This window comes from Candidatus Symbiopectobacterium sp. NZEC135, assembly GCF_025962695.1.
On record NZ_JAGFPF010000351.1, the window covers coordinates 1 to 1,692 of the forward strand.

At 51.9% G+C, this 1,692-nt stretch carries 1 protein-coding gene and 1 pseudogene; one reads left to right on the forward strand and one right to left on the reverse strand.

The annotated features are described in order from the left end of the window. Positions 1-530, forward strand: a pseudogene (gene aroG, locus J5224_RS26745) (3-deoxy-7-phosphoheptulonate synthase AroG); the annotation flags it as partial. Positions 531-602: 72 nt separating this feature from the next. Here aroG and J5224_RS26750 read toward each other — a convergent pair. After that, positions 603-1,688, reverse strand: a complete 1,086-nt coding sequence (locus tag J5224_RS26750; protein WP_413544727.1) for a PDDEXK nuclease domain-containing protein — start codon at positions 1,686-1,688, stop codon at positions 603-605. Between the last annotated feature and the right edge of the window lie 4 nt (positions 1,689-1,692).

Sequence of the window (1,692 nt, forward strand, 5' to 3'; positions counted from 1 at the left end):
TGGCTTCTGGTCTCTCTTGTCGGGTTGGTTTCAAAAACGGCACCGATGGCACGATTAAAGTGGCGATCGATGCGATTAACGCCGCGAGTGCGCCGCACTGCTTCCTGTCAGTGACCAAATGGGGCCACTCTGCCATCGTCAACACCAGTGGTAACAACGATTGCCACATTATTTTGCGTGGTGGAAAAGCGCCTAATTACAGCGCCGAGCACGTTAGCGCCGTTAAGGATGGGCTGGAAAAAGCCGGACTGCGCCCGCAGGTGATGATCGATTTCAGTCATGCCAACAGCAGCAAACAGTTCAAGAAGCAGATGGACGTGGGGACGGATGTTTGCACGCAGATTGCTGGCGGTGAACGCGCAATCACCGGTGTGATGGTGGAAAGCCATCTGGTGGAAGGCAATCAGAGCCTGGAAAGCGGCGAGCCGCTGGTTTATGGCCGCAGTGTGACAGATGCGTGTATCGGTTGGGAAGATACTGAAACGCTGCTGCGACAGTTGGCTGCGGCGGTTAAAACGCGACGCGCGTAAAAAGTGGTTAACGAGCACATCGCTTGTTCCTGACCCCTGAAAGGGTCAGGAACGTCTGATGAATAGGAATGTTTACTTTTTGGCATCCGAGACGGGTTGTGTCACCCCGCGCGAGGCCAGCATACGTTGTGTATTTTCAAGCTCTTCTTGCAGTAACTCAGCATTTGGCAGCACCGTGCGAAAGTTTGCTGCCATCACCTTGGTAGGGAGTCCTTCCAAGGCATATCTTGCTAAAGCATGACCTCTGTCAGCACAGAGAATTAAGCCCACGGGAGGATTCTCGTCAGGCAAGGTCCAGTGTTCTTTGGCATAGTTACAGTACATATGCATCTGGCCTACATCCCCATGAGTCAGACTACCGAGTTTTAAATCAACGATGACCAGACAGCGCAACTGGCGATGAAAGAATAGCAGATCAACGCGATACCAGGTCTGATCAATGCGTAGTCGTCGCTGTCGTCCGATAAAGGTAAAACCATCACCGAGTTCCAGCAGAAAGTCCTCTAATCGATGGATTAACGCTTCTTCCAGATCGGACTCTGAATACTCGTCTTTGAGATCGAGAAACTCCAGCACGTAAGGATCTTTGATCGCCTCATTGGGAGTAACAATGTCTTGTTGCTTCGGTATTGAGCCAGTGACCAGCATGGCTGCTTTATCACGGGAAAGCGCAGTGCGCTCATAAAACTGGCTACTGATTTGTCGGTCGAGTTGTCGCACACTCCAGCCGCCTTGTAGCGCTTCGGTTTCATAGAATTGGCGGGCATAGGCATCCTTGACCGATAACAGACGAACATAGGCTGACCACGGCAGTGTGAAAAACTGTGCCAGTTCAGTGAGTTCAAAATTCCGAGACAGTGTCTCGGAATTTGTCGGATCGCGTTGCTTGCCAGATTTCCGAGACACTGTCTCGGAAATCATTGAACGTGAGTAGGTGAGGAAGAATCGGCGCATATTTTCCAGATTATCCACGCTGAAGCCGCGCCCAAACCGTGCTGTCAGATCATTGGATAAGCGCGCAATCAATTGCTCGCCGTAACCGGCTCGACGTCTGCCCTTCTGCTCGGCCTCAATAACGCGTCGGCCAATATCCCAGTAGCTCGCTGTCATCAATGCATTGACGCTGTAGGCTACGGTGTGGCGAGCATCATCGAGCAACGCT